Origin of the sequence: Alkalihalophilus lindianensis, from assembly GCF_032843265.1 — a bacterium.
Taxonomy (GTDB): Bacteria; Bacillota; Bacilli; order Bacillales; family Bacillaceae_D; genus Alkalihalophilus; species Alkalihalophilus lindianensis.
In genome coordinates this window covers 90785-115046 of sequence record NZ_JAWJBA010000007.1, presented here as the reverse complement: position 1 = coordinate 115046, position 24262 = coordinate 90785, and the positions used below count along the sequence as shown (strand labels likewise).

The following is a 24262-nucleotide window of genomic DNA, read 5'->3' as shown; positions in this document are numbered from 1 at the left end:
TTTACAGTCTCACTCTCTCATAGTCACTTTACCCGAGTAACAAGACAACTAAACCTTGAATAAAGCCAATCATTCCACCTAATAAAGCACCTAAATAGGTAATCATTTTAAATTCTCTCTTAGAAATCGTTAATACCAGCTCCTCTAAACGTTCTACAGAGAAAGCCTCCACCTGTTCCCGTACGATCTCTTCAAGATGTAATCTCTCTAACAATCCTTCTAAGTGACTTGCTAATAAATCAGATGTTGCATCCACCATTTTCGGTACCCATTCAGTCAGCAAGCGTTCCTCGAATGAGCCGGTCCACTTATAAAATGGCTGCTCGATCCATTGATAGAGGGGGACATTTTTTTCAATTGAAGACGTAACATACTGAATAATATCTTCTTTATTAAGATGGGATTCAATCATTGCTACATCTTTTTGCTTTAACTTATGCCATTCCTTGTGCAAAATATCTTCGACCATCCGTTTTGTTCCCGCATCACGCATAAACTTCATCAGTTCCGGCTGTAATTTATCGACAAGTCGCTCATTGCCTAGAAACATCGAAATCATATTTCCAAGTGTGCCTTTATTTAATAAGAAGCGGTCAATCATCTGACTTAATCGTTCTTTTCCTTCCTCGCTACTGAAGAGAGTTTGTCCTCTTTCTAATAAGAAAGTCGCAACAAGTGGTACACTCTCATCTAACTTCTTACTTACACCAACAGGTAACACTTCTCCAATTGGTTGATGACGCCTCTCTGCAAAAAAGCGATTGTAACTTCTTTCAATAATCTCTTCTGTTTTTTGGACAAATGCTTGCTTTGGTTGGTCCACTCCTAATTTTTCTTCTAGTATGTTTGCTACAGTTTGCTCACTGCGGAGCAGCTTTTCTAGCTCAGAACGTAACCACTCATTCATCGCATCCATAAAGGCTGTGCTCTTCAACTTATTTCCAAGGCCTTCTGCTGTTAATAAGTACTGTACAACCATTTGACCAAGTTGAGTTGCAAGCTCTTGGTGTCTTTTGGGGATTAAACCCGGTGTAAAAGGAACCTTCCATTTCCCAATTCGTTTTTCAGTATAAGGTCTAAATAACATTTTAATTGCTAATGAATTGGTCATGCCACCGATAACAGCTCCAATAACCATCATAAATCCAATAAACCATGCAGTATGCAACTAGTGTCACCCTTTCTGTGAATCACCCTATAGGCACATATCACATAGTATACGATATCAAGCTCCGTGTTCGCTAGTTCAAGATTTGCTTTAAACTGGATATTTGTCTCTTTCTTTTGATTAAGAAAAAAGGAGGAAACTGCGATGAAAATCGTTAGTCTCTCGTATGATAATTGGGAAAAGTATCGTCGTCCACTTATTCGTTTTTCAAAAAGATATGATAAATCTCCTCGACAAAGCGTTTATTCATGGATCTTCCAATTGAAAAAACATCATATTGAGGATGCTGGTACTTCTATTAAAATCGCTCTTTGGGAAGGTAAAATTATTGCCTGCTCGGTTGTCTCACATTATGGTTCGAAGTTATCTAGTATGCTTATCTCTCCTAAATATAAACAAACTCACTTGTTGGCAAACTTAACAGAGGCAACACTGCAAGACTTAGGTGTATTGTATAGACGAATTCGCTATAATGATGAAGCAGGAATTAAAATGGCTCTGCAAGCTGGACTCGTCTGTTTTTCTTATTTAGAGGATCGTGATAGGCAGGTGTATCTATGGTTTGGCGGTGGTCATTGGCATTCCGATGATATTTCTGAAAAAGAAGCCTAACACAATAAACCCTGGCGTGATATAGTAAATGTAATCGCTTTAGTACAGTCGCATCAGGGAGGTTTTTTAAATGATTTCTCATTTTCAGTGGAAAGAAATTCGTAATAATTTAGTCCGACGTGAATGGGCCTTTTCCTTTTTCCATCAAGGTCTTTATCATACGGGATCTTATCATAAAGACGGAACGATTGAGTGGAGTAATCCCATTCCCTCAGATGAAAAGAAAAAAGAGCTTGAGCCTAAAATTCATGATTTAATGCTTTATCATGTATATGAAGAACATTAATGCATAGATTGTTTACTCCTAATCCATCCTATTTAAAAAGGAGGGATGAGCGATGTCAGACAAGAAAAAAGAATCATGTAATGAAGGACGCGACGAATTTTTTATGGATATCGATCGGATGATTAATGAGGGGCTTGGTGGCGGAGTTGTCAATGAAACACACGCCGGAATTATTGAGGAAACAAGAGAATTAGAAAAAGAAGATCGTCCAAACGAAAATAAATAAGAAACACAAAATCCTTCTCAATTAAATGATGAGAGGGATTTTGTGTTTTTTAGGCGGGCGTTGTTTGATATACTTCAAAAACAGACGGATTCAAACGAGGTGTACGGAACGATGTTAAACGACAAACTAAACCGCTTATTTGAAGGGGCTCTTGTCCCCCAAAAGCTAACCCCTCCCCATCCAGATGTATTATGGCTTGTAGATGAGAGTGGCAGACCTACTGGCTTTTGGAAAAATCAACTAACGGAAAAAGAAAAAACACTCTTAATGCTTCTTTATAAAGAATACCAGCATACACCCACACCAACTAATGAGGTCGACAAGCAGTGGGCAGAATGGTTACTAGAAGAAGGTAACGTTCCAAATGGAGTAGAACACGTACATTTGGTTCATTTTTATTTAAGTGAAGTACTTGACGATTATGAAGCCTTCACGTCGACCTGGCATGATGCATACCCCCATGTCAAAACACTGCTATGGATCAATCAACAATACGGTGTTCTTGTCTTAGACGGAGCAGACCAAGAAGAAGCAATAGAATACGAAAACTTTGCAGAAGCGATCTCAACGGACTTCTACGTTGATTTATATGTTTTTATTGGTATCCAATCAAACGTATCCGACTCAAGGGAATCCTTTTTTAGGCAAGAGCAATCCTTTCACTACCTCTTGAGTAAAAGTCGCACGAAGCATGTGTATCAGGAACACGAAGTCCTTCCACTTTACTTGATGCGCTTTGTCCCCGAAACAGAAATAACTTCATTACTTGATCGTTTAATTACGGCAGATTTACTTGAGGATAAAGAACTTCTATCAAGTATTACGACCTATTTTGAGCATAACTTAAATACAACGCAAGCTGCTAAAGCTCTTCATATGCACCGTAATAGTTTACAATACCGGATTGATAAGTTTGTTGAACGAACAGGAATCGATATTAAACAATTTCCCCAGGCTACTCTTGTTTATTTCCTTCTATTGCTCCATAACCATTCTTAAGTGAATAGTCAGAGTGCACAGTTTGAACAGAAAAGCTTGTGCACTCTGACCATAGCACACAAGAAATGAAAGGGGTTACAATGAGAGTACAAACAAGCAGGGGGAATTAAAATGGCAGATATCCACTTGAAAAACATTTATAAAATATATGATGGTGATGTAACAGCTGTTACCGATTTTAACCTTGATATTAAAGACAAAGAATTTATCGTATTCGTTGGTCCGTCTGGTTGCGGTAAATCAACCACTTTACGAATGATTGCAGGACTTGAGGATATTTCAAAAGGAGATCTATATATCGGTGATCGCCGTGTAAATGATGTTGCACCAAAAGATCGCGACATTGCGATGGTTTTCCAAAACTACGCTCTTTATCCACATATGAACGTTTATGAAAATATGGCATTTGGATTAAAACTTCGCAAATTTAAAAAAGATGAAATTGACCGTCGTGTTCGTGATGCTGCAAAGATCTTAGGACTTGAAGAAATGCTTGATCGTAAGCCTAAAGCCATGTCTGGTGGACAACGACAACGTGTAGCCCTCGGCCGTGCAATTGTTCGTGACCCACAAGTATTCTTAATGGATGAACCATTATCTAACCTTGATGCAAAATTACGTGTTCAAATGCGCGCTGAGATAACAAAGCTTCACAAGCGTCTTCAAACAACGACAATTTATGTTACACATGACCAAACAGAAGCAATGACAATGGCCTCTCGTATCGTCATTATGAAAGACGGCTTTATTCAACAAGTTGGTTCACCTAAAGAAGTTTATGACAACCCTGAGAATGTCTTTGTTGGTGGTTTCATCGGTTCTCCTTCTATGAACTTTATTAGTGGCAGAATTGATGGGGATACATTTAAAGTTGGAGATGTATCAATCAAAGTTCCAGCTGGTAAGCTCTCTACTTTACGCGAGAAAGGTTATATAGATAAAGAAATCATCCTTGGAATTCGTCCTGAGGATATTCATGACGAGTTATTATTCATTGAATCTTCACCTGAAACGAAAATTACAGTGGATATTGATTTAGCAGAGTTAACTGGGGCAGAAACGGTGCTTTATTCTTCACTACATGGTCAAAACTTTGTTGCACGTATCGATTCACGTACAGACATCGCGGGCGGCCAATCCCTTGATTTAGCATTCGATATGAACAAAGTGCACTTCTTTGACCCAGAAACAGAACTACGCATTCGTAATTAATCCAATCAAAAGCGACTTTACCATCTCAGTGGTAAGTCGCTTTTTTATGATTCCATAAAGATATAGATATATGAGGACTTACACGCCTCACAGCCTACATAATGCGGGCATCCATTCTCTTGAGTTGGGCTTTTCGTCTCATTTGTTAAATCATATTCTTCGTATGCACTGTAGTCATCTTGGTAATCATAAATGCGTCCATAGATTTTCAAAGACTGACCACACCCATCGCATGCTCGCATAGATGAGATTAATCCATTACAAGCAGGACACATCGCCATCCTTTTAACCTCCCATTCTCTAGTAAATAAAGAAGAGGTGAGCGAACTCACCTCTTGTAAGCCATTATATTTGATTATTTTTGGTACCCACCCATTTGTTGTTCAGCCATTTGAACTAGACGTTTAGTGATTTCACCACCTACAGATCCGTTAGCGCGAGCTGTAGCGTCTGGTCCTAGTTGTACACCAAATTCAGAAGCGATTTCATATTTCATTTGATCAAGTGCTTGTTGTACGCCAGGTACTACAAGTTGATTTGAGCTGTTGTTGTTAGCCATGTTTCTCACCTCCTTGTGTACTCATAGTTTGGTTTTTTTCAATTGACTTATGTACAGTATTTTAATTATTTTTTTGGTAATTAGCGGTAAATTGGAATGTAAAATGAAAAACGGATAAGACACGATGTCTCATCCGTTTTTCTCCTATTTCTTCACGTTTTCTTTTAATTTCTCAATTTCCCTTAGCACTTGTGGGTTTTCTAGAGCTGATAGATCGCCTGCCTCCAGTCCAAGATAAGCTGTTTTGATGGCACGACGCATCACTTTCGCATTACGTGTTTTAGGAAGATCACTCACAAAATAAAGATCTTTCGGTTTTAATGCTTTTCCAAGTTTTTCTGATACAAGCATTAAAAGCTCATGTTTAAGAGAGTCAGACTCAGACAAATGTTGTTGAAGTACAACAAAGCAAATAGCTGCTTCCCCTTTCACTTCATCAGGTATACCGATTGTCCCTGCTTCTTTTACTGCCTCATGTGCAACTAACACCGATTCCACTTCGGCAGGCCCCAAACGCTTACCTGCAACATTTAAAATATCATCGGAACGACCTGTAATTGTCCATTGGCCTTCACTGTCTTTAATGACCCAATCGCCATGAACCCATGTTTGGTCAAAGCGATTCCAATACGCATTCAAGTAACGTTCCGGATCGCCCCAAAAGCCTTTTGTCATTCCAACCCAAGGTTTTGTAATAACTAGTTCACCAACCTCATTCGTAACCGGCTTGCCATTTGGATCATATACATTAGCCGCCATTCCTGGTAGAGGAGAATTAAAGGTTATAGGACCAATCGGACGCACTAACACATTTCCAAGAATGCCTCCTGCTATTTCTGTTCCACCCGAATAGTTAAAAATCGGGATCTTTTTCTGCCCAACACGTTCAAATAACCACATCCATGGCTCAGGGTTCCACGGCTCACCGGTTGAACCAATCACTCGTAAAGTTTCCAAAGAGTGTTGATCGATATTCTCTTCATCTTGTCCCATTAAAGAACGAATTAATGTTGGTGAGATACCTAAATGAGTAACTTTATGCTTAGCAACAAGCTCCCAAATCCGATCAGTCTTAGGGAAATCTGGTGTTCCCTCATATAACAAAATTGTCGCCCCATTGACGAGACCGCCATATACGAGGAAGGGCCCCATCATCCAGCCCATATCTGTATACCAAAAAAGGACATCTTCTTTTTTTACATCCATCCCTATCCCAGCATCAAAGGCCGCTTTAATTGGAAAGCCACTATGTGTATGCACAGCCCCTTTTGGCTTCCCTGTGGTTCCGGATGTATATAAGAGCATGAGCGCATCTTGGCTATCCATTTCCTCTGTCTCTTCATAACTCTCAGAGTTACGCATATCTTGCCAATCTACATCTCTTGTTTCATTCCATTCAATATTGGCCTTCAGCCTTCTCACTACTACGACTTTTTCCACGGAAGGCGAAAGCTCTGCTGCACGGTCGGCCTCTTCTTTCATCATCACAGCCCTACCTCGTCTCATAAACCCATCTGCTGTGATCAATACTTTTGCCTCGCCCGCGTTCAGTCTAGTTGCGACAGCTTCGGCACCGTACCCTGAGAAAACAGGAGCAAACACAGCCCCCATTTTTGAAATGGCCATCATCGCAATAACGGTTTCAGGAAGCATCGGCATATAGATTCCAACTACATCGCCCTTCCTCAAGCCAATCTTTCGCAATCCTGCTGCCACTCGGTCCATTTCTTCTTGCATGTCTGAAAAAGTAAAGGTCCGCGTCTTTCCGTCTTCCCCTTCCCATATAAGTGCCTTCTTCTCAACCATATTAGAGTCTTCCGCCCACTTACCGATCGATAGATGAGCAGCATTTAGGGATCCATTTTCAAACCAAACAGGCCACTCAATTCCATTAGCATCATTCAAAGTTTTCGTATAAGGCTGGTACCAAGGAATATCTAATTCTTTTTCTGCTTCAGACCAAAACCAGGAAACATCCTCAATCGTTTTATTGAAAAAAGAATCATAATCTGAATGTCCTAGTTTTTTCATCCACTGATAAAGACGGGTTTTCTCTATATATTCTGATGTGGGATGCCATACAGTCTTACTCATCTTATATCCCCCTCACTTTTTGAAAAACGGACACATAGATTCACTGTGCCCGTTTAAATGGATTGTTTATACTGGGTAAACTGGATGCTTGCGGTGAGTGAAATCTAATTCTTTTGTACGATAAGCTTCAAGACGAGTTACTAATTCCTTACGCAAATCATTACCTTGGACAATGCCATCAATGACCATTTCTGAAGCCAATCGATAAACGTCAATATTCTCTTTATATTCTTTTCGTTTTTCTTCTACGAATGCTGCTCGCTCTTCTTCAGGAAGCTCAGAGATTTTCTTAGCATAAACAGCGTTCACTGCTGCTTCTGGCCCCATAACAGCTATTTGTGCATTCGGCAATGCCAGACAACAATCCGGTTCAAATGCAGGACCAGCCATTGCGTAAAGACCAGCACCATAAGCTTTTCTAACGATGATGGAGATTTTAGGAACAGTAGCTTCTGACATCGCAGAAATCATTTTAGCCCCATGACGAATGATTCCTGCTCTTTCTACTTTTGTACCGATCATAAAGCCAGGAATGTCTGCTAAGAAGACAAGCGGAATATGATAAGCGTCACATAAATTGATAAACTTCGCTGCTTTATCGGCTGAATCATGGAACAAGACCCCGCCTTTAGCCCGCGGTTGGTTAGCAATAATTCCAACTGGCTTACCATCCATACGAGCAAGTCCTGTAATCAGCTCTGGTGCGAAAAGCTTTTTAATTTCAAAGAATGATCCTTCATCGATCACTCTCTCAATCAAGTCATGCATATTAAATGGGGCATTTTGGTTTTGAGGAATGATCTCATCAATGCTTTTTTCAAATTGTTTCGGCTCAGCTGAAACCTTCTCAGGAGGCAATTCGCCGTAGTTTGCAGGAAAGTATGATAAGTATTCACGTGCCATTGAAATCGCTTCTTTCTCCGTTTTCGCTAGCACATCTCCACATCCTGAAACCGAGCAATGCATCTTCGCACCACCCATTTCCTCAAGTGATACTTTTTCGCCAATAACCATTTCAGCCATTCGTGGAGAGCCAAGGTACATCGATGCGTTCCCGTCCACCATGACAACAATGTCACAAAATGCTGGAATGTAAGCCCCACCTGCTGCAGATGGTCCGAATAATAGACAGATTTGCGGAACACGTCCAGATAGTTTAACTTGATTGTAAAAAATGCGTCCTGCTCCTCTACGTCCTGGGAACATTTCAACTTGGTCCGTGATACGTGCACCGGCAGAATCAACAAGATAAAGCATAGGAACGTTTAATTTTTCAGCCGTTTCCTGAATGCGGATAATCTTCTCAACCGTTCTTGCTCCCCAAGAACCTGCTTTAATAGTTGAATCATTGGCCATCACACAAACGGTTTGACCGTGAACTTTCCCAATCACTGTTACGACACCGTCAGCAGGTAATCCATCTGCTTGGCAATTGGCAAACAAGCCATCTTCTAGTTCAACACCCTCGTCAAATAATTGCTCTAAGCGTTCTCGTACAAATAACTTACCTTTTTCTGCATTGCTTGCGTGGTATTTCTCAGCTCCACCTTTTTTGATTTCCTCTACTCGCTCTTGTAATACCTCTTCAAATGACATGCGAACGCCTCCTATTCTCCTTTGTAGTTCGGTTTACGCTTTTCTTTAAAAGCTTGTAACCCCTCTAGTCGGTCCTTTGTTGGAATCGTTTGCTCATAAGCTAGCTTTTCAATTTCAAGTCCTGATGCAAGATCTACTTGCATGCCAACCTGAATCGCACGCTTCGCTTGTTTAATTGCAATCGGCCCATTTGAAGCAATCTTATCTGCAAGGGCATAAGATTGTTGCAAAAGTTGATCTTCGGGTAAGACTCGTTCGACAAGTCCAATGGCCAGAGCCTCATCAGCCTCCACCCTCGCAGCACTAAAAATCAATTCCTTTGCTTTTCCAAGTCCAATTAGCCTCGGCAGACGCTGTGTGCCACCAGCTCCTGGAATAATGGCTAAAGCCGTTTCTGTTAAGCCATAGCTGGCACCACTTTTCGCAAAACGAATATCACAACTAAGAGCGAGCTCAAGTCCGCCCCCAAAAGCTCCTCCATTCATTGCAGCAATTGTTGGTTGAGGGAGAGCTTCGACTTTATCCATTAACGTGCGGATCAAGGTAACAGTTTCCTTTACTTCTATTGGATTCATTGTCGCTCGCTCTTTTAGATCGGCTCCTGCACAAAATACCTTCTCTCCTGCATTTGTGAATAGTACCACTCGAACCTCTTCATCAAAAACGAGCTCATCAAGTGTGGAATGCAGCTGCTTTAACATGTGAACAGAGAGAGCATTGGCTGCTTCAGAACGATTTAATGTAATTAGAGCTATACCATGCTCGTTTTTTTCTATTAATACATTTGCATCCATTACACTTCCTCCTTACAAGAACCACTTGCTAATCGTGCTTGTAAATTATGACTAGGAAGTGCTCTCCCTACCTTTTGATGAATGAATTCTGCACTATCTAATAGTTGGTTAAGAGATACATCTGTGTCCACACCTAGTCCATTAAAAAGATAGATCATGTCTTCTGTTGCTACATTTCCAGCAGCACCTGGCGCATAGGGACAACCACCAAGTCCAGCTACCGCTCCATCAAAACGACGAACACCTAGTTGATACGCCTGATAGACATTGGCAAGTGCCGTTCCTCTCGTATCGTGTACGTGCAGAGCTAATTTATCGATAGGAATGGTATGAGTTAAAGCTTTAATTACTTCTTCTATTTGATTTGGGGTTGCAACACCGATTGTATCTCCTAAGGATAGTTCATCAATGCCCATTTCCATTAATTTTTCTGCTGTATGTACTACACGATCAATGGAAACATGACCTTCATATGGGCATCCAAATACAGTTGATATATACCCTCTAACTGACTTTCCTGCACCCTTCGCATCACTCACAACCGATGCAAGCACCGGGAACGTCTCATCCATTGATTTGTTGATATTCTTTTTGTTATGCGTATCGCTCGCAGACATAAAAACGGACACTTCATCAATATTAGCTTCTAATGCGCTCTCAAGACCTCGTTGATTCGGTACAAGAGCGGCATAGGTCACGCCAGGCTGCCTGTTTATTTGCTTGACTACATCAAGGGAATCAGCTAAAGCAGGAATCCACTTTGGGTGTACAAATGAAGTAACTTCAATATAAGAAAGACCTGTTTGGGATAATTGATTAATCCAGGCAACTTTATCCTTGGTTGAGATCATCTGTTTTTCATTTTGCAGACCATCTCTTGGTCCAACTTCACGTATCAATACTTTTTCTTGTAGCACCAAAATCCTCCTTCATAGGGCAAGCTGAAGTGTTAAGGTCACTTCAGCTTGCTCATTCATTTATTATTCAAGCTCGAGTAGAACCTCACCTTCATCTACAAATTCCCCTTCAGGCTTGTGAATCACTTTCACTGTTCCTGAAACTTCAGCTGCAACAGGGATCTCCATCTTCATTGATTCTAAAATAGCTACATCTTGACCTTCTTCTACTTGGTCCCCTTCTTTCACTAACATCTTCCATACATTCCCTGCCATATTTGTTGTTACTTTCATCATGATCGTTTTCCTCCTTGGGCTGGTTGTAAATTTTCTGCAACAAAAGCAGTCGTCGCTTCACCTCGTTTAAATACAGGGTGAGCTATTACTTCTTTTAACATTGGAATATTAGTTTTAATGCCTTCAATTGTGTATTCCTCAAGCGCTGCCACTAATCGTTCAATTGCCTCGTCTCTTGTAGGAGCTGAGACGACAAGCTTTGCAATCATTGGATCATAAAATGGTGTGACAGCTGAACCAGCGCTCACCGGACATTCATGACGAATGTATGGTGCTTCTGGCAAGTTGATGTCTGTGATCGTTCCTGGTGATGGGAAAAATGTTTTTGGGTCTTCTGCGTAAATACGAACCTCTATCGCATGCCCCTCAAGCTTTATTTCCTCTTGCGTGAAACCAAGTGTTTCCCCAGCAGCAATTCTTAGCTGCCACTCAACTAGATCAAGACCAGAGATTTCCTCAGTCACTGGATGCTCCACTTGAAGTCTTGTATTCATTTCTAAGAAATAAAACTCTTTATTCTCATCTACCAAACATTCAATCGTACCAGCATTTGCATAACCGATTGCTTTAGCTGCAGTAACAGCCATTTCACCCATTTTCTTACGTGTCGCTTCATCTAAAAATGGAGAGGGTGCTTCTTCTACTACTTTTTGATGACGACGTTGCACAGAACAATCCCGCTCCCAAATATAAACAGTGTTGCCTTGTTGGTCAGCTAATACTTGGATTTCAATGTGACGCGGATTTTCGATGTATTTTTCAACAAACATCGCTCCATCCCCAAAGAAAGATTGCGCTCTTGTTTGATTTCCAGCAAAAGCTTTCCTACATTCTTCTTCATTGTGAACAATTTGCATGCCAATTCCACCACCACCTGCTGATGCTTTTAACATCACCGGGTACCCAATACGTTCGGCTACTTCAGCAGCTTCATCGACATCCTTCAGTGCATGTTCAATCCCTGGCACTACTGGAACTCCAGCAGCTTCCATTGCTTTTCTCGCTTCAATTTTACTGCCCATTTTAGCGATGACTTCCGGAGATGGACCAATAAAAGCAAGGCCTTCTTCGACACAACGTTTGGCAAAGGCGCTGTTCTCGGATAGAAGTCCATAACCAGGATGGATCGCCTCAGCACCACTTTCTTTTGCTATTTCCATAATCTTATCTACTTGTAGATAACTTTCATTTACACGCGGCTTCCCTACTAAATAAGCTTCATCAGCTAGCTTTACATGAAGAGCATGCTCATCTGCTTCAGAGTAAATAGCAACTGTCTTAATTCCCATACGTTGACATGTTCTGATGACTCTAGCTGCAATTTCGCCTCGGTTTGCAATTAATACTTTCGTAAACATCCTCTCACCTCTTAAGGAGGTCAGATGAATGCCGAAATTAATTCGACATCATCCGACTAATTTTGATAACGCTTACAATACTATTCATTGGTTACACGGCTAAATGTTTCTTCTGCTTGTTGTCTTAATTTAAATTTTTGAATCTTACCAGAAGCAGTCATTGGATACTCATCTACAAAAGCAATGTAGCGTGGAATCTTATAAGCTGCAATTTTACCCATGCAGTCCTTACGTAATTCGTCAACTGTTGTCGATTCTCCTTCTTTTAATTTAATCCAAGCAGACACTTCTTCACCGTATTTCTTATCTGGAATCCCTACGACTTGTACGTCTAATACTTTTGGATGCTGATATAAAAATTCTTCTATCTCACGAGGGTAAATATTCTCACCACCGCGTATGATCATATCTTTTAGTCGACCTGTAATTCGGCAATATCCATTTTCATCCATCACTGCAAGATCACCAGTATGTAACCAGCCGTCTTCTGAGATCGCAGCTTTTGTAGCTTCTGGATTTTTATAATAGCCCTTCATTACGTGATAGCCTCTTGTACATAGTTCACCTTGTACACCTCTTGGTACTTCATCATTCGAACCAGGTTCAATAATTTTCACTTCTACATTCGGCAAAGCACGCCCAACTGATTCCACTCGTAACATAAGTGGGTCGTCCACCCGGGTTTGAGTAATAACAGGGGATGATTCCGTTTGGCCATAGGCAATCGTAATTTCATTTGCTCCCATTTTTTCAACTACAGCTTTCATTACTTCAATAGGACAATTTGAGCCAGCCATAATGCCTGTACGCAAGCTTGATAGGTCATATTGATCAAACTCAGGGTCATTTAGTTCACTGATAAACATCGTCGGCACACCATGAAGTCCTGTACACTTCTCTTTTGAAACAGCTTCTAGCACCGCTTTTGGATTGAACTCCTCCACTGGCACCATCGTCGCTCCAACAGAAACACAAGCAAGAGTTCCAAGGACGCAGCCAAAGCAGTGGAAAAAAGGAACAGGAATACAAAGTCTGTCTTCATTCGTTAAATTCATGCAACCAGCAATATTCACAGCGTTATTGGCTAAATTATGATGTGTCAGCATAACCCCTTTAGGGAAGCCTGTGGTTCCGGATGTGTATTGCATATTAATCACATCATCTTTATCAAGACTATCCATTCTCGCATCTAGCTCTTCTTCGCTAACCGTCTCTCCAAGCTTCATTAATTCGCTCCATGAGTACATCCCAGGATAAGCTTCATCCCCAAGAAAAATGACATTTTTCAACTTAGGTAGTTTACTAGATTGTAAGTTTCCACGAGGGGCTCCCTTTAATTCAGGAACGATTTCATACAACATCTCCACATAAGAAGCATCGCGGAATTGATCCATTAAAATAAGGGTTGTTGCATCAGATTGCTTAAGTAAGTATTCAAGCTCAGATGTTCGGTAATTCGTGTTAACAGTAACTAATACAGCGCCCATCTTTCCTGTTGCAAATTGACTTGTTAGCCATTCAGGTTTATTGGTCGACCATATTGCCACATGTTCTCCGCGTTCAATACCAAGAGCCATCAATCCTTTGGCAGCCTTGCGACATTCTAAATCAAATTCTTCATACGTATACCTCAAATTTCGATCTGAGTAAACAACGGCTTCTTTCTTTGGTTGTCTCTTCGCTACATCTTCTAATAGCTTTCCAATAGGCACTTGAATATCTGACATCTTAATCCCCCTTATCATTTAAGTGGAACTACCATCTCTTTTAACGGCAGCCTAGTTGTCTTGAAATAACTAGTCGTTGAATCTCAGATGTTCCTTCACCGATTTCAAGCAGTTTAGCATCACGTAACATACGCTCTACTTCATATTCGCGCATATAGCCGTACCCACCATGGATTTGAATCGCTTGATTTGATGTGCGAGTCGCAGTTTCAGATGCATAAAGTTTCGCAAACGCAGCTTCTTTACCAAACGAACGATTTTGATCTTTTAACCAAGCTGCCTTCATCACCATGTTACGAGCAAGCTCAATTTCCATCGCCATATCCGCTAACTTGAATTGAATCGCTTGGAAGCTAGAAATCGTTTTTCCAAATTGCTTACGTTCTTTTGAGTAAGCGAGCGCGCGTTCAAAAGCAGCTTGAGCAATCCCTACACCAAGAGCAGCAATAGAAATTCTTCCTCCGTCTAATGTGTAAAGGAATTGTTTAAACCCTCCTTGTGGGTCACCTAATAGATTCTCCTTTGGTACACGAACATCCTCTAAAACGAGCTCACAAGTATTGGATGCACGAACACCCATTTTTTCATAATTACTATTAATCGTGAATCCTGGAGTGTCTGTAGGTACAATAAGCGCCGAAATGATGTTTTTACCTTTTTCGTCCTTACCTGTGACTGCTGTTACGATTACCGTTTTTGCAAAGCTCGCATTCGTAATCCAGCATTTTTCTCCATTAATCACATATTCATCGCCATCAAGTACAGCTTTTGTTTGTGTGCCACCAGCATCAGAGCCTGCATTTGGTTCCGTTAAACCAAATGAACCAAGAGTCTCACCCGATGCTAATGGTGTTAAGTATGTTTGTTTTTGTTCTTCTGTGCCAAAGTAGTAAAGTGGACTTGCTCCTAGCGAAACAGCAGCTGCATAACTTAACCCTGTTCCCCCACAAGCACGACCTATTTCTTCTACAGCTAATGCATATGAAACGGTATCCCCGCCAGAGCCTCCATATTGTTCTGGGAAAGGGATCCCTAACAACCCTAGCTCACCCATCTTTTTAAATATGTCTTCTGGAAACTCAGCACTTGCATCTCTTTCTTCAGCTCCAGGAGCAATTTCATTTTGAGCAAAATCTCTTACCATATCACGGATCATTTTTTGTTCTTTCGTTAAATCAAAGTTCATCGCATTTCCTCCCTAATCGTTCTCCATTTAATTCTGAGCGGTTGTTCAGATTTTAAGTAAATAAAGCATTTAATGAAAGCGCATTCAAAAAATATGTCGTTTTTTATACTGACTAGTTAGTTTTTGAGTTGCACTCCTTTCCTTAATGAAATTCTCGACCCTCTTTATTATACAGATAATGTATGTTTAATTCAAATTTTTCTGAATGTTATTGCCGTTATTATGACTTTTAGATCCTTTCTCCCATTAATTAAACCAACAAACAAAAGTTTGTTGGTTTTAAAAAAAGTCGTACTCATTTTACTATTAATACAGGTCATTTCGCTCGTTTAGCTACCTTGTGACTAACACTGCCTAATACAAGCTCTTGAATGCCATCTAAGCCACGACTTCCAACAATTACAATGTCAAAACCTTGTTCATTTGCATGTTTAATAATAGCAGGGCCGGATTCATCATGTAATATTTTAATGGTATAGTTTATTCCTAACTCTTCCGCCTCTTTTGTGACCCCAATTAATAACTCTTTACGCTTTTGATCGACACTTAGTGAATTCCAATTGCTTAATACATCATGTTTTGCTTTGTTTCCATCTACAACATACACAAATTCAATCATCGAATCCCTATTGCATTGAGCAATATTTAACGCATGTTCCCCAGCTCGCTTTGAATATTTGGAACCATCATATGCTAATAAAATTCTTTTGTACATTCATTCACCTTCAAGGTTTAATGTCCACCTAATTTATTGGCTAGTTTATTCACAAGTTCTGAGCTATCTTCATTTAGTCCTTTAATATTAACGTTTACTCCATTTTCTTTAAATTTATATACGATCTTATCAATTGCAGCCACTGCAGAATCACCAAATGTGAGCTCGAGACAGATCGATAATGACATCTTCAACGGTTTCTTTATAATCAAACTTATTAATGAGATCCGTAACTGATGCAAAAAAGAGTTGTCCATCTAGTTTATACATTCTTATGTTATGTTCGGGATGAAATGAACTTTCTACTTTCACATTGGATATTTTTGATACGAAGAAAATGGCACTTAACAGAATACCTGCAAACACACCTATCGCTAAATTATGAGTAATGACAACTGTTAATACGGTAACAATCATTACTACAGCATCCGTTCTTGGGACGATATGAATTGTTTTAAGGGAATTCCAATCAAATGTACTAATCGAGACCATAATCATAACACCTGCTAACACAGCCATTGGAATTTGGACGACTACATCTCCTAACACCACAATTAAAAACATCAAAAAGAGACCCGCTACTAGTGTTGATAATCGACCTGATCCTCCTGATTTCACATTAATGACTGATTGGCCTATCATTGCACACCCTGCCATCCCACCGAAAAGCCCGACCGCTATATTGGCTATACCTTGACCTCTACTCTCAATATTCTTCTCGCTTTCTGTATCGGTCATATCATCGACAATAGACGCTGTTAAAAATGATTCAATTAATCCTACAGTAGCCAAAGCTAAAGAATAAGGGAGAATAATCATTAATGTTTCCATATTAAAAGGAACATTGGGAAATAGAAATGTCGGGAGTGTCTCAGGGATGGCCCCCCATATCTCCAACTGTCCACGTTTGCATATTTACCAACACAACTACTGAAGTTACTACAACTATTGCTACAAGTGTGGAAGGGACGACTTTTGAAATGAAAGGAAACAGGTAAATAATAAGCAATGTTAAGATGACGACTCCATAAATCATTGGACGCTCTCCGATAAAATATTCGAGTTGAGACATGAAGATGAGGATGGCTAGCGCGTTAACAAATCCTACCATAACGGATCGTGGAATAAACCTCATATATCGCGCAAGTTTAAATACTCCAAAAAGAATTTGCAAAACACCAGTTAATATCGTGGCGGCAAGTAAATAGTATAGACCATGGTCAGCAACTAATGACACAATGACAAGCGCCATCGCCCCTGTAGCAGCGGAGATCATTCCTGGCCTTCCTCCAACAAAGGCAATCACTACTGCCATAACAAACGATGCATAGAGACCTACCATCGGATCTACACCCGCGATAATTGAAAATGCAATCGCTTCAGGGATTAAAGCAAGGGCTACTACAACTCCTGATAAAATATCTCCTTTTATATTTCCTTGCCATGATCCTTTATAGCTACTTTCATCCACCGTACTCCCTCCTTTATATGTATAGTATTTATTAATACAGCCATTTTATTTATCAGTTTGAAAATAGTATTCTAATCAAAGATTCGTTACTTTTTACTAACAGAGATCTCTTTATGAAGCATTTGTATGAGAAATACCTAAAAAGTCAGAAAATTCCCTATTCACATTTAAACTTTTATGCTATAGTAAGTTCACGAAATTATTTTATTGTATTAAAGGGGGAATACGTTGTGTCACTAAAGGAAAATGTAGGTCGTGAGCAATGGGGCTCAAGGCTAGGATTTATTTTAGCTGCGATGGGTTCTGCAGTGGGGCTAGGTAATGTATGGCGCTTTTCTTATGTAACCGGAGAGAATGGTGGAGCAGCCTTTTTACTTATTTACTTAGCTTGTATTTTATTAATTGGTATTCCAATTGTTATGGCAGAGTTCACAATTGGACGTAAGGCAAAAAGTGATGCAGTAGGTTCTTTTGAGAAACTAGCACCAGGAAAGCCTTGGATGATTGCTGGTTTATTAGGTGTCGGAGCAGCATTCATGATTCTTTCCTTTTATGGGGTCATCGCTGGTTGGATTTCTTACTATTTCGTTAATTACTTAACAGGAAACCTTTGGAGCCCTCCAGAAGGTGGATATGAAGGTTTTTTTGTAGACTTCATTACGAATCCTTATCATCCGCTATTATGGCAGTTCTTATTTATGGCAGCCACTATAGCAATCGTCTTTATTGGAGTTAAAAAAGGAATTGAGCGTTCAAACAAAATCTTAATGCCATTATTAGGTATCTTATTAATCGGTCTTTCAGCTTATGGATTAACACTAGGTGGAGCAAGAGAAGGGCTAGCATTCTTATTTAGCCCTGATTGGAGTGCACTAGCAGATCCTAACATTTACTTAGCTGCACTAGGTCAAGCATTCTTCTCCTTAAGTCTTGGTATGGGGGCCCTTATTACGTATGGTAGTTATTTGTCAAATAAAGAACGCCTACCTGGAGCAGCAGCAAGTGTCGCTGGTTTAGATACATTATTTGCGATTGTTGCAGGGATCATGATCTTCCCCGCCGTATTTGCTTTTGGAATCGAACCTTCTTCTGGCCCTGGTCTTGTCTTTATGATTATGCCTGATGTGTTCGATAGTATCTCGATGGGTTGGTTATTCGGATTATTGTTCTTCTTCTTACTGGTAGCCGCTGCGCTATCTTCAGCTGTTTCGTTACTTGAAGTTGCCGTTGCTTATTTCATCCGTCGCTTCCAGTGGTCACGTCAAAAAGCTGCAATTATTATTGGTTTAATTATTTTTGCACTAGGAATTCCGTCGTCATTAGGTCAAGGTATCCTCTCTGATATTTCGATAATTGGTGGTCGTGACATCCTTGATTCCATTGACTTTATTGCTTCAAATATCTTTTTGCCACTAGGCGGTTTAATGATTGCCTTATTCATGGGTTGGGGCTTTAAGAAAGCGGATGCTCTTGCTGACTCAGACTTTGGTGATACGTGGTTAGGAAATGCGTGGTTATTCTTGCTTCGCTATTTCGCACCAGTTGCTATCTTCATTATTTTCCTTAGCTCGGTTGGGCTACTAGATATGATTCTAAATCTCTTCCGATAAGTAAACAAAAGCGTGTGAGCTATCCAGCTCACACGCTTTTTCTTAGTTGTTAGGAATAAATATGAGGGCTTTTACTCTTTTCTTTTAATAACTCTAGTAATAAGCCCATGCCTTTTTCAATTTTCTCAGGCGTAGCATGCGTATAATTTAAACGCATCGTATTTTTTTGAGCGACATCTGCATAGAACGGTTCGCCTGGTACGTAAGCTACACCTGCTTCTACTGCTTCTGTTAATAAACCCGTTGTATTGATCTCCGGAGCTAATTCAAGCCAAAGGAACATGCCACCTTTTGGCTTAACAAAGCGCAATTGATCAATATTTGCTCTTTCAATGCAGTTTACCATGACGTTCATTCGACTCTCATACACTTTAATTAACCCTTGGATATGAGCATCTAAATCAAAATTCACGCATAACTGATAAAGGGCTTGTTGAGAGAGTGAATTAGAATGAAGATCATTCGCTTGCTTAGCTTGAGCCATCATTCGAATCACTTGGAATGGACCAGCAATCCACCCTGTACGAAGAGCCGGAACTGCCGTTTTTGAGAAAGTACTCGTATACAATACTTGCGTTCCATTATCTAGTGCTGCAAGAGGAGTATAGGTTTCATCTTGACGGAATTGAATATCACCGTACGGATCATCTTCTAAAATGATCACATTCCCTCGTTCTGCTTGTGTCAGTAATTGTTGTCTTCTCTCTAACGACCATACTCTTCCTGCTGGATTTGAGAAGGTTGGTACCACATAGATCGCTTTTGGCTTATATTGTTTCATCTTCGCTTCTAAGTCATCAGGTAGCATCCCGTGGTCATCTGAAGCGACTGCAACGACTTTTGCTTCATACGATTTAAATACTTGAAGAGCAGCGAGATAAGTTGGATCTTCTGTTAAAATGACATCCCCTGGATTTAGCATCACACGCGAAAATAAATCAATCGCCTGTTGGGAGCCTGTGGTTAGCATAACATTGTCCGCAGAGAAATCCGTTATTCCTTTTCTACGCATTCTTTCTAAAATGACTTCACGCAATGGTAAGTACCCTTCTGTTTCCATATATTGAAGTGATTTTTTACCACTGTCAAAAACACGACCAAATGCCTCCTCAATTCCTTCGATCGGGAAGAGCTCATCATCAGGTAAACCACCTGCAAATGAAATGATATCTCCTCTTCCTACGACCTTTAAAATATCACGAATGGCTGATGATTGTAGATGACGGACTCTCTTTGCAAACGCGTATTTCATCTGTGACACCTCTAACATTTTATATTTGGATAATAGTTCAATAGTATCTGATTTATTAGAAATGTCAATCAATTTCTCGCTGTTTGTAGTGGGAAAGCTTCTGCACCTTTTAATTTTGTCAATAAATCTGCAAATGGAAGTGGTTTTGTCCAGACAAATCCTTGCATTTCATCACACTCTAATCGTTGCAGGAGGGCGACATCATCAAAGGTTTCCACCCCTTCAGCAATCACTTTCATCCCCATGTTATGCCCCATTGAAACAATAGATTTGATAATCGTTTGATTGGTTTTCGTTTGAACCCTTAAAAACGACTTATCTATTTTTAATTTATCAATGGGATATTGACTTAAATACTGCAACGACGAGTAGCCTGTACCAAAGTCATCAACCGAAACGGCAACCCCTAATTCTCGAAGGGCAATCAGCTTTTCCATCACCTGTTGCTCATCTTCCATCGCCACGGACTCGGTTATTTCTAGCTCTAAAAATGATGGATTAAGTGTAGCATCAGAAAGGGCTTTTGTGATGATTTCTACTAGATTAGGTTGGACAAATTGAACTGGTGATAAATTTACCCCCATGCGAACTGGTCGATTTAATTCTTTTGCAAGGTTTGCAGCATAGTGACACGCTTGTTCAATTACCCATTTTCCAATAGGAATAATTAAGCCGGTTCTCTCTGCAACTCCAATAAATTCCAAAGGGGATACTTGGCCAAGTGCAGAACTATTCCAGCGTAACAAGGCTTCGACACCGGATAACTGTCCAGTAGCCAAGCAGGCCTGTGGGTGAAAAGCCAATGAAAATTCTTGCTTCGATACCGCATGCCGTAGCTCGTTTTCAATAATCATCTCACGAATGGAACCTGTGCTCATTTCCTTTTCATACACTTGAATAGATCCATGCGTAGAATCTTTAATCGTATGTAGGGCAACTTCCGCTTGTCTAATTAACTCATTCACATCCATGGTGACCTGATTAGACATACTAATTCCCGCACAAAGATGAACATGGAAATAAAACTCATCTAATTGCAGAGGTTCATCAAAGCAATGCAGGATCTCTTCAACCATTGAAAGGATAGACTCTTCCTCTATTTTAGTCGTAAAAGCTATAATAAATTCATCCCCATCTAAGCGAGCTACAAGAAGATTCGGGGCACACTTTTGCTTCAGAATCTCACTTACTTCCTTTACTAACCGATTACCTGCTTCAATCCCCATTGCGTCATTTACCGTTTTCAAACGATTCAAACCTATTGTCGCTACAACAACAGACTCTTCACTCTTAAGCTCACTAAGTTGTCTTGTTACCTTTTCTTGAAATGCTCGACGATTCATTAGTCCTGTCACTTCATCATGATAAGCTAAGTAGGTAATTCTATCTTCTTGTTGCTTACGCTCTGTGATATCCCGTAGTGCAACAAGGCGAACTTCTTTTTTCTTATAGGGGTAAGGACGACCTTGAACCTCGACATAGATGGTCGAACCGTTTTTATGTAAACCTTTCAATTCAAAGGGCTCTTGTTTTCTATTAACAATTGCATCTTGAGCTTTAGTCCATTCTTCAGGGGAAATTAGTTCAAAGACGGATAAATGAATCAATTCTTGACGCTTATAACCAAACAATGTTGCTGATCTTTCATCAACGTCGATAATTTTACCAAGATCATGAATTAAGGTGCCTTCAAATCTCGTATTTACAATTTGCTCTAACTGTTGCTCAATTTCACTCATTAACTCTAAACGATTATCAGCAGGATAAAGCAAGAGATAGGAATATCCTTTTATTTCTTTTAGCTGGTTTTTATAGACTATGAAAGCTTGTCCTTGTAATGTTAGTTCTTGCTTGGTCACTTGGTTTGGTGACTCAGCAAGCTGATGTAGGACCGTTTTTAACTGCTTCATCGGATGAACCAACAACTTTTTTGTGCAGTCATTATAAGAAATGATTTTATTTTCATCAGAGACAATTGCAACCGACAAATTGAGGTCTGTACACACCTGAAATATAGGAGACCACTTCTCCCCCTTTTCACTTTCCATCTTTCATCCCTCCTTACATCACTTCTATTCTGTTCTTACTCACCAATCTAATCCTATTATACCATGCAGCAAGGCTTTTCTTTTACAATTAGTACAAGTATTTACATAAGAGGGAGTATTAAGAACCATATTAGCTAAAGCGAACGATGCTCCTGCCTTCTTTGTTACGAAAAGGCACATTCCTCCCCCACCTAACCACTAGCTTCGTCCTTATCGTGTTTTGAGGAAGGGGTATCCTACCCATAGGGAATGAAAAGCTTTCATTTTGAAAAGAAGATTTCTTTCACAAGAAAAAAGACTTATAAATGGACGAACCATTTATAAGTCTCCTTCATCAGTTATTCAGCGGTCATGGCCGCATATTGTGATTGAACCAGTTTGAAATAAATACCTTGCTTGTTCATCAATTCATCATGAGCCCCTGCCTCCATTACCTCACCATGGTCAAGAACGATGATATGATCTGCATCACGAATCGTCGATAAACGATGAGCAATCATGATCGCGGTACGATTATGCAAAAGCTTTTTAAGTCCTGCTTGAATCGTCAACTCTGTCTCTGTATCAATACTTGCTGTTGCCTCATCTAAGATTAGAATTTTCGGATCAGCAAGAAGAGCTCTAGCGAAAGATAACAGTTGTCTTTCACCTACCGACAGCACATTCCCTTTCTCCTCTACTTCTGTTTTATAGCCCTCTTCTAATCTTTCAATAAAGGAATGCGCCCCAATGGCTTTAGCTGCAGAAATGACTTCCTCATCTGTAGCCGTTGGCTTACCGAACCTAATATTATCCATGATCGTCCCAGCAAATATGAAGGTATCTTGTAAGACATAACTAACATTTGTCCGCAAATCATCTAATTTCAAATCTCGTAAGTCCACTCCATCTAAGGTAACACTCCCTTTAGTAGGGTCATAGAAGCGGCTCATCAAATTGACAATCGTCGATTTACCAGATCCAGTATGTCCTACAAGAGCAATCGTCTGCCCTGCTTTAAAGGTAAGGTTGACTTCATGCAGAGCTTTGCGTTTGTTATCATATGAAAACTCAACGCCTTTAAACACGATTTCTCCTCTTACATCTTTAATCGTCTTAGCATTCTCTTTTTCTGGAACTGACGGTTTCTCATCAAGGAATTCAAAAATTCGCTCAGAGGAAGCCATCCCAACTAATAATTGATTGTAAACTTGCCCTAAGCGAGAAATTGGCTCCCAGAACATCCCAAGGTAAAAAGCAAACGAAACGAAGACGCCAATTGTCACAGCACCGGTTTGATAAAGATGTGAACCATACCAAATAAGAACGACTGCGCCAATCGCACTTGCCATCTCAACAAACGGACGAAACATCGCGTTCATCTTCGTGGCCGTCTTCCAACTCTCAAAGTTATCGGTATTGACTCGATTAAAAAAGTCCATATTCTCTTTTTCTTGTGAATACGCTTGAGTAACACGAATCCCTTGAATACTCTCATTTAAATGGGAGTTCAGCTTTGATTGACGGACCCTCACTGTTTGCCAAGACCGACGTATCTTTCGGCGAAGTTGCGTCGAGATCATAAACATAATCGGAAGAACAATTAATACTAAGATTGCAAGCTCTGGGCTTAATGTAAATAAGATGATAATAATCCCCACAAGCATAATAATATCCATTAATAAGTTCACTACACCATTTGTGAATAAATCTTGCATCGAGTTGACATCATTAATAACTCGAACGAGAATAGACCCGCCAGAGCGTTGGTCGAAGAAACGGTGGGAAAGCCTTTGAATATGTTTGAAAAGAGCTTTTCTAATGTCATAAATAATATGTTGTCCCAGCTCATTCATCCATCTAATTCGAAAGACATTGGCGACATATGCTACAAGGTATAGCGCAAGAACAATCCCCGCATACGTATAAATCAGGGATAAATTATTCTGGTCAATCGCTCGATCTAATGCATATACCCCAATAAAAATCGGTACAATTAACCGAACGGCTGTGGCAAGTAACATGACAATAATTGTCTTTGGTAAGAGTGTCCAAGCATAAGGCTTCATGTAGCCTAACAGTCGAAGCATCTGCATCCAGTTGAAGGGCTTTTCGATCACTTGTTCCGTCGAATAATGAAACCTAGCTTTCTTTTCTGTATGTTGCATAATGGCTAC

Annotated in this window: 21 protein-coding genes and 1 pseudogene; 6 read left to right on the top strand and 16 right to left on the bottom strand. The window is 40.1% G+C overall.

What is annotated here, in order from left to right; all coding sequences use genetic code 11:
- Positions 1-28 precede the first annotated feature (28 nt).
- Positions 29-1168: a DUF445 domain-containing protein gene (locus tag RYX56_RS17930; protein WP_317123414.1), complete on the bottom strand. Its 1140-nt coding sequence runs from the start codon at positions 1166-1168 to the stop codon at positions 29-31.
- A 144-nt stretch (positions 1169-1312) separates the two neighbouring features.
- Here RYX56_RS17930 and RYX56_RS17925 point away from each other — a divergent pair, with 144 nt between their 5' ends.
- The 5 genes from RYX56_RS17925 (at position 1313) to RYX56_RS17905 (ending at position 4503) form a co-directional block, all read left to right on the top strand.
- A complete protein-coding gene (locus tag RYX56_RS17925; protein ID WP_317123413.1) occupies positions 1313-1780 on the top strand; it encodes a hypothetical protein in 468 nt (155 codons plus the stop codon).
- 70 nt (positions 1781-1850) lie between these two features.
- Positions 1851-2066 carry a YheE family protein gene (locus RYX56_RS17920; protein WP_317123412.1) on the top strand — a complete coding sequence of 72 codons (216 nt, stop codon included), beginning with the start codon at positions 1851-1853 and terminating at the stop codon, positions 2064-2066.
- A gap of 52 nt (positions 2067-2118) precedes the next feature.
- Entirely contained in the window at positions 2119-2292 is a 174-nt protein-coding gene (locus RYX56_RS17915) for a hypothetical protein (RefSeq protein WP_317123411.1), read from the top strand.
- 111 nt (positions 2293-2403) lie between these two features.
- Positions 2404-3291 (top strand): PucR family transcriptional regulator, encoded by an 888-nt coding sequence (locus RYX56_RS17910; RefSeq protein ID WP_317123410.1) that lies wholly within the window; start codon positions 2404-2406, stop codon positions 3289-3291.
- A gap of 111 nt (positions 3292-3402) precedes the next feature.
- On the top strand, positions 3403-4503 hold the full coding sequence (locus RYX56_RS17905; RefSeq protein WP_317123409.1) for an ABC transporter ATP-binding protein: 1101 nt from the start codon (positions 3403-3405) through the stop codon (positions 4501-4503).
- A gap of 44 nt (positions 4504-4547) precedes the next feature.
- Here the strand turns inward: RYX56_RS17905 and RYX56_RS17900 are convergent, their stop codons facing one another.
- The 12 genes and pseudogenes from RYX56_RS17900 to RYX56_RS17845 form a co-directional block, all read right to left on the bottom strand.
- Positions 4548-4784, bottom strand: a complete 237-nt coding sequence (locus tag RYX56_RS17900; RefSeq protein ID WP_317123408.1) for a hypothetical protein — start codon at positions 4782-4784, stop codon at positions 4548-4550.
- 74 nt (positions 4785-4858) lie between these two features.
- On the bottom strand, positions 4859-5062 hold the full coding sequence (locus RYX56_RS17895) for an alpha/beta-type small acid-soluble spore protein (RefSeq protein ID WP_012957684.1): 204 nt from the start codon (positions 5060-5062) through the stop codon (positions 4859-4861).
- Positions 5063-5206: 144 nt separating this feature from the next.
- The gene (locus RYX56_RS17890) at positions 5207-7156 is read right to left on the bottom strand and encodes an AMP-binding protein (protein ID WP_317123407.1); all 1950 of its coding nucleotides are present in this window, start codon (positions 7154-7156) and stop codon (positions 5207-5209) included.
- Positions 7157-7222: 66 nt separating this feature from the next.
- Positions 7223-8752 (bottom strand): acyl-CoA carboxylase subunit beta, encoded by a 1530-nt coding sequence (locus tag RYX56_RS17885; RefSeq protein WP_317123406.1) that lies wholly within the window; start codon positions 8750-8752, stop codon positions 7223-7225.
- Between the two features lie 11 nt (positions 8753-8763).
- Positions 8764-9546 (bottom strand): enoyl-CoA hydratase, encoded by a 783-nt coding sequence (locus RYX56_RS17880; RefSeq protein ID WP_317123405.1) that lies wholly within the window; start codon positions 9544-9546, stop codon positions 8764-8766.
- On the bottom strand, positions 9546-10463 hold the full coding sequence (locus tag RYX56_RS17875; RefSeq protein WP_317123404.1) for a hydroxymethylglutaryl-CoA lyase: 918 nt from the start codon (positions 10461-10463) through the stop codon (positions 9546-9548). Before RYX56_RS17875 ends, RYX56_RS17880 begins: the two co-directional genes overlap by 1 nt.
- A gap of 63 nt (positions 10464-10526) precedes the next feature.
- Positions 10527-10739: an acetyl-CoA carboxylase biotin carboxyl carrier protein subunit gene (locus RYX56_RS17870; RefSeq protein WP_317123403.1), complete on the bottom strand. Its 213-nt coding sequence runs from the start codon at positions 10737-10739 to the stop codon at positions 10527-10529.
- Positions 10736-12097 (bottom strand): acetyl-CoA carboxylase biotin carboxylase subunit, encoded by a 1362-nt coding sequence (locus tag RYX56_RS17865; RefSeq protein WP_317123402.1) that lies wholly within the window; start codon positions 12095-12097, stop codon positions 10736-10738. Before RYX56_RS17865 ends, RYX56_RS17870 begins: the two co-directional genes overlap by 4 nt.
- An 80-nt stretch (positions 12098-12177) precedes the next feature.
- On the bottom strand, positions 12178-13824 hold the full coding sequence (locus RYX56_RS17860; RefSeq protein WP_317123401.1) for an AMP-binding protein: 1647 nt from the start codon (positions 13822-13824) through the stop codon (positions 12178-12180).
- 40 nt (positions 13825-13864) lie between these two features.
- On the bottom strand, positions 13865-15010 hold the full coding sequence (locus RYX56_RS17855; protein ID WP_317123400.1) for an acyl-CoA dehydrogenase: 1146 nt from the start codon (positions 15008-15010) through the stop codon (positions 13865-13867).
- A gap of 316 nt (positions 15011-15326) precedes the next feature.
- Positions 15327-15725: a universal stress protein gene (locus tag RYX56_RS17850; protein ID WP_317123399.1), complete on the bottom strand. Its 399-nt coding sequence runs from the start codon at positions 15723-15725 to the stop codon at positions 15327-15329.
- Between the two features lie 17 nt (positions 15726-15742).
- A pseudogene (locus RYX56_RS17845) lies at positions 15743-17196 on the bottom strand (SulP family inorganic anion transporter).
- A gap of 230 nt (positions 17197-17426) precedes the next feature.
- On the opposite strand from RYX56_RS17845, the gene RYX56_RS17840 reads away from it, so the two are divergent.
- Positions 17427-18806 carry a sodium-dependent transporter gene (locus tag RYX56_RS17840; RefSeq protein WP_317123398.1) on the top strand — a complete coding sequence of 460 codons (1380 nt, stop codon included), beginning with the start codon at positions 17427-17429 and terminating at the stop codon, positions 18804-18806.
- Between the two features lie 49 nt (positions 18807-18855).
- Here RYX56_RS17840 and RYX56_RS17835 read toward each other — a convergent pair whose 3' ends face one another.
- The 3 genes from RYX56_RS17835 to RYX56_RS17825 all read right to left on the bottom strand — a co-directional run bounded on the left by RYX56_RS17835 (position 18856) and on the right by RYX56_RS17825 (position 24253).
- Complete coding sequence (locus RYX56_RS17835; RefSeq protein WP_317123397.1) at positions 18856-20058, bottom strand: aminotransferase-like domain-containing protein; 1203 nt, start codon at positions 20056-20058, stop codon at positions 18856-18858.
- Positions 20059-20126: 68 nt separating this feature from the next.
- Complete coding sequence (locus RYX56_RS17830; RefSeq protein WP_317123396.1) at positions 20127-22106, bottom strand: sensor domain-containing protein; 1980 nt, start codon at positions 22104-22106, stop codon at positions 20127-20129.
- A 338-nt stretch (positions 22107-22444) separates the two neighbouring features.
- The gene (locus RYX56_RS17825; RefSeq protein ID WP_317123395.1) at positions 22445-24253 is read right to left on the bottom strand and encodes an ABC transporter ATP-binding protein; all 1809 of its coding nucleotides are present in this window, start codon (positions 24251-24253) and stop codon (positions 22445-22447) included.
- Between the last annotated feature and the right edge of the window lie 9 nt (positions 24254-24262).